At 44.9% G+C, this 4,410-nt stretch carries 5 protein-coding genes; 3 read left to right on the forward strand and 2 right to left on the reverse strand.

Annotated features, from left to right (window positions below; all coding sequences use genetic code 11):
• Window positions 1–35 precede the first annotated feature (35 nt).
• The gene (gene lpdA, locus BBG47_RS27135; RefSeq protein WP_065294339.1) at window positions 36–1,463 is read right to left on the reverse strand and encodes a dihydrolipoyl dehydrogenase; all 1,428 of its coding nucleotides are present in this window, start codon (window positions 1,461–1,463) and stop codon (window positions 36–38) included.
• 178 nt (window positions 1,464–1,641) lie between these two features.
• On the opposite strand from lpdA, the gene BBG47_RS27140 reads away from it, so the two are divergent.
• Window positions 1,642–1,977, forward strand: a complete 336-nt coding sequence (locus BBG47_RS27140; RefSeq protein WP_065294340.1) for a DUF2627 domain-containing protein — start codon at window positions 1,642–1,644, stop codon at window positions 1,975–1,977.
• A 190-nt stretch (window positions 1,978–2,167) separates the two neighbouring features.
• On the opposite strand, the gene BBG47_RS27145 is transcribed toward BBG47_RS27140, so the two are convergent.
• Entirely contained in the window at window positions 2,168–3,631 is a 1,464-nt protein-coding gene (locus BBG47_RS27145; RefSeq protein WP_065294341.1) for a VanZ family protein, read from the reverse strand.
• 213 nt (window positions 3,632–3,844) lie between these two features.
• Between BBG47_RS27145 and BBG47_RS31150 the strand changes: the two genes are divergently transcribed.
• Together BBG47_RS31150 and BBG47_RS27150 are read left to right on the forward strand one after the other, a co-directional pair.
• Window positions 3,845–3,976 (forward strand): hypothetical protein, encoded by a 132-nt coding sequence (locus BBG47_RS31150; protein WP_302621975.1) that lies wholly within the window; start codon window positions 3,845–3,847, stop codon window positions 3,974–3,976.
• Window positions 3,977–3,998: 22 nt separating this feature from the next.
• Window positions 3,999–4,298 carry a hypothetical protein gene (locus BBG47_RS27150; protein ID WP_021252961.1) on the forward strand — a complete coding sequence of 100 codons (300 nt, stop codon included), beginning with the start codon at window positions 3,999–4,001 and terminating at the stop codon, window positions 4,296–4,298.
• The last annotated feature ends 112 nt before the right edge of the window (window positions 4,299–4,410 follow it).

Genomic DNA, 4,410 nt, shown 5'->3' on the forward strand with positions numbered 1-4,410 from the left:
CTCGGTGCTGAAAACCGACCTTTTTGAACATGCACTTATAGATTCAACGCATGACCATCAACAGCAAGCATTGCCTCGCCCATAATCTCGCTTAAAGAAGGATGGGGATGAATAACTTCGCCTACTTCCCATGGTGTTGCATCAAGCCATTGTGCAACTGCTGCCTCGCCAATCAGTTCCGTAGCATGAGGCCCGACAATGTGAACCCCAAGTAAATCATTGGTATCCGCATTTGCAATTATTTTCACGAATCCTGCCGTATCACCCTGCACAATTGCCTTGCCTATTGCTTGGAACGGAACTTTGCTCGTCTTAATCGAATACCCCGCTTCAACTGCTTCCTTCTCTGTCCAACCGATGGATGCCGTTTCTGGCGCTGTATAGATGCAGCGAGGTATACGACGGGAATCGATTCCCGTCTCTGCCTCGCCACATATGTGACGCACTGCAAGAATTCCTTCTGCAGATGCAGCATGAGCAAGTTGTAATCCCCCAACAACATCGCCAATCGCATATATATGAGACTCATTTGTTTGCATAAATTCATTAACAATAATTCGACCATTGCCGTATTCAATGCCCGCATTTTCCAGCCCAATGTTCTCAATATTGGCCTGTCTTCCTATACATACGAGCAGCTTGTCTGCATTTATGTCTATCGCTTGTCCGTTCGAGGTAATCTCGAGCTTCACTTCTCCTGTGTCTGGATCTATCTGAACCTTCTCCGGTTCAACAATTGCTTGTGTATGTATTCGCGCACCACGCTTCGCCAATTGACGCTGAAGTTCGGTTGAGACGTCCTTATCTTCCTGCGGAACGAGATGAGCAGCAGACTCAATGACATTCACTTCAACACCGAAGTCTGTCAGCATGGAAGCCCATTCTACCCCAATGACTCCGCCCCCTAGAATCGCCACTCGCTTCGGCAGCTCTGTCCATTCTAGCGCCTCATCCGTCGTAACAACAGAAGGATGATCTACTGGAAGTCCCGGCAATATGCGCGGGCGTGATCCTGTTGCAATGATGACATGGTTCGGTACGATTGTAATCGCTTCTCCCTCATCACATTCTACGGCGACTGAGCCGCTTCTCGGTGAAAAGATGGAAGGGCCCATAATCCGTCCCACTCCATGAATGACTTCAATTTTGTGCTTCTTCATCAGAAATTGCACACCTTTATGAAGCTGGTCTACAACCTTCTGCTTGCGGGCCTGAACCCGATCAAAGCGCAGCTTCCGTCCCTCAATCTCGATGCCAAAGGATGCGGCTTCTCCTGTCTGACGGTATATTTCAGCACTCCGAAGCAGAGCCTTGCTTGGGATGCATCCTCGATGCAAGCATGTTCCCCCTAGCTTCTCACGCTCAATGACAGCGACTGACTTGCCAGCCTGGGCTGCTGCAATTGCAGCGATATAACCTCCAGTTCCTCCACCCAGAATCGCAACATCTACTTGTTTCGTCATGCAAGCAACTCTCCTTTCGTGTTCATTTCCGATGGTTCTATTGTACTCCCTTTTCTTTGCGCAGCAAACATGACAACTGTCATTCTATTGGTTCTAAAGGAGAGGAAACATTAGACAAGTATGCGCAATCAAGGTAATATGAAGCTAACTTACATGACGTGAGCAGGTGAAGATCATAATGAAGCAAACACATGTTATCACTCGATTTATTGCGGTTCTGCTTCTGGTTATTCCAGGCGTAACCGCGACAAGCGGATTTCTGCTTATGAAAAATGCTGTGTTCGATTATGTGGTCGACCATGGCAATGATAAGCTGTCTGCTCCCGCATTCCAATGGCTGCCCTTCACCGCTGGTCTGCTTCTGTTCATTATTGGCGTGGGTTTCATAGGGGGATGGATATTTTATCGCGACCGCAAGCGCAACTACGTAGCGGCACGTTTCCGTCCAAAAAAAAGCCCCAAGCCACCATCCTTCCGTCCTAGTGCGGATGGCTCAGTAGAAGGCAAAGAGTAAGTCTCGTTAAGAACTGTTGCTGGCGCACCATTAGGAGTAACACTTCTGGTCAAAGAACGAATGATATTGTTCTATACTGCATTTATTACCAATTTACGCCCGCATCTCGATTTAGATGAACGAAATTCCAAGAAGAAGGGCCTCTATGATCACAAATGTTGTGATCATTAGAGGCCCTTCTTATTTGTATTTATTCTTCTTTCTTCGCCAGCTTCTCCTTCAGACGAGCCAGCTCTTGATCAACCAAGTCGCGAGCATTATTCGAACGTGCTGACCCTGTTGACTGCGGAGCCTGCATAACCTGATTTTCAGGTGTCTCATCTGAATGCACTTCATGTCTGGATGGTACTGAGGTTGTCACGTCATCAACAACCAGCTCTTTGTTCAGGATGTCATCGTAGTTTGGTATAGAAGTGATTTCAGGCTCATTACCAACTGATTCATCCTGCGCAGAAGGAGCATAATGTTCGTCTGCCATCTCTCGCCTCATTCGTTCTGGGATGGTAATCACATTACGAGTTCGGCTTATTTTTTCGTAAAATAGACGCTTATCTTTCTTGAACAGATGCAGCATGAGGTGCAGGAAGAGTAAACCGTTGAAACCAAGCCACGCAATCACTACCAATATCATAACCAGCGAATCCATAGCCTCGTTGAACTTCAATACATAGCCAAGTACGTAATTGATGCCACCCACACCGAAATACAATATACCGTATCGCTTCAGCAAACCGACAAATGTAATTCTGCAAAGGGAACCCTCTGTATCGTCCTGAACCAAGTGGATACGTGTTACCCATTTGCCGAAGGTTTTCCCATCCGTAAACGTTGGTATGAGTATAAAATAAACGAAAACACCTGCTGCCAAATACAAGAAATTGAATTCACTCAGCTCGAAATTGCTATAGTTGTCTCCATATGCAATCGTACGGTATACAATGTATATGCAACCCATGATAATCGATAGCAATGTCATATCCAGCCACACCGCGATTCCTCTGCGGATGAATCCAACAGGCCTCTTGCTCAGATCTACATGATCATCCAGCTGGTGTGAACGCGGCAGGAAGTATGTAAATACTGGTGCCAGTAAAAATCCGATACAGCCCCCTGCAGTATTCAAAATCAAGTCATCTACATCAAACAACCGATATGGACAATCGTAGAACCCATACAAGCCTGTTCGTTGCGTAATCTCAAAAAATAATGAGACAAGAAATGCAATAACCGTCGTCTGCAAGAACGATCGTTGGAAATAGTAGCGCATATATACGCCAAGCGGCAGCGTCAATACCACATTGAATGCGGCCTGGAAAAAGGCTCTTTCCTTCAGCAGCTGTACATAGGTCGTTGGATGCGACCATTCAACATTAGACTCCTTCATAATATCGCGAACGAATTGGAATGGGCGCAGCTGCTCAAATACTGCACCTGCCCGATCCACACAATTGTGCACATTTTGCGGCAGCGGCAATATCACCAAATAATAAGCAGAAATAAAATAGAGCAGCATGGAATAAAGCACCAAAGCGCGAACCTTATTGACATACCCGTATTTGCGATATTGCACGATTAAAAAAGGAAGCGTCAAGAGTAATGCCGCTATCGGGAACGTAAGAAAAGCAAATTTAATTGGAAATAGATACGCGTTCATCTGTAACCCTCTTTATCACTGTAGTCGCATTCGTAACTTTATCGATTAGACGATCAAAAGTCAACGAAATACACTGTATTTGCCACATTACATTTTTGTAAGCCAGTATTCTGGATGATTTACTGCCAGATTAGGCCGAACTGTTGGAACCTTTCCCCCTCATCCTGATTACAATAATCATGATAAAATACCGCGTCACCAAGGAGAATGAGAATGAGCATGACCGATGAAGATGACAATAAACGACTGATACTTCTCATTGTGGTCATAGTTCTGTTCGTTGCCTATGCGTTTGGGATCATTCAAGGAACGGGGGCAGTACCGGCAGAGACAATTGGAGAGTAATCTGACAAGAGGGTGAGTGGCTGTGTCCTTTTCAAAAAATAATAATAAAAAATCAAGTGGAAATGGAAACGGAAACTCTAAAAATAATAATAAGAAAAAAGCCAACTGCCCTAAACTAAGCATCGACCAAATTGCAGTTATCGCTGCATTATTAACCAATTCCCTGCAAGTTCAATCTGTTCTTGTTGATCGCGATCAAGCAGTTGAGGTATTGCTGGTGGGCTCTCTTCGCAAGAAAACCCAAATGGATAACCTACTAAATCAAATAAGCGAGCTGTCTGTTGGTGATTTCCTAGAAAGTTTAAAACGATTTGGTGAATAGGGTTGTATTTCGCATTCGTAAACGTGGACAAGTTCGGGGGTTAAAGGAATGGATGTTGCCTTTACTCGATCTGTAACAATAAGAGAAGAGGGTTAGAGAAAATAATTCTCTA

Source organism: Paenibacillus sp. KS1 (assembly GCF_001680695.1).
Taxonomy (GTDB): domain Bacteria; phylum Bacillota; class Bacilli; order Paenibacillales; family Paenibacillaceae; genus Paenibacillus_B; species Paenibacillus_B suaedae.

Coding starts and splice junctions, on each gene's coding strand:
- BBG47_RS27145 (WP_065294341.1), bottom strand. CDS start 3,631: ATGAACGCGTATCTATTTCCAATTAAATTTGCTTTTCTTACGTTCCCG.
- lpdA (WP_065294339.1), bottom strand. CDS start 1,463: ATGACGAAACAAGTAGATGTTGCGATTCTGGGTGGAGGAACTGGAGGT.
- BBG47_RS27140 (WP_065294340.1), top strand. CDS start 1,642: ATGAAGCAAACACATGTTATCACTCGATTTATTGCGGTTCTGCTTCTG.
- BBG47_RS31150 (WP_302621975.1), top strand. CDS start 3,845: ATGAGCATGACCGATGAAGATGACAATAAACGACTGATACTTCTCATT.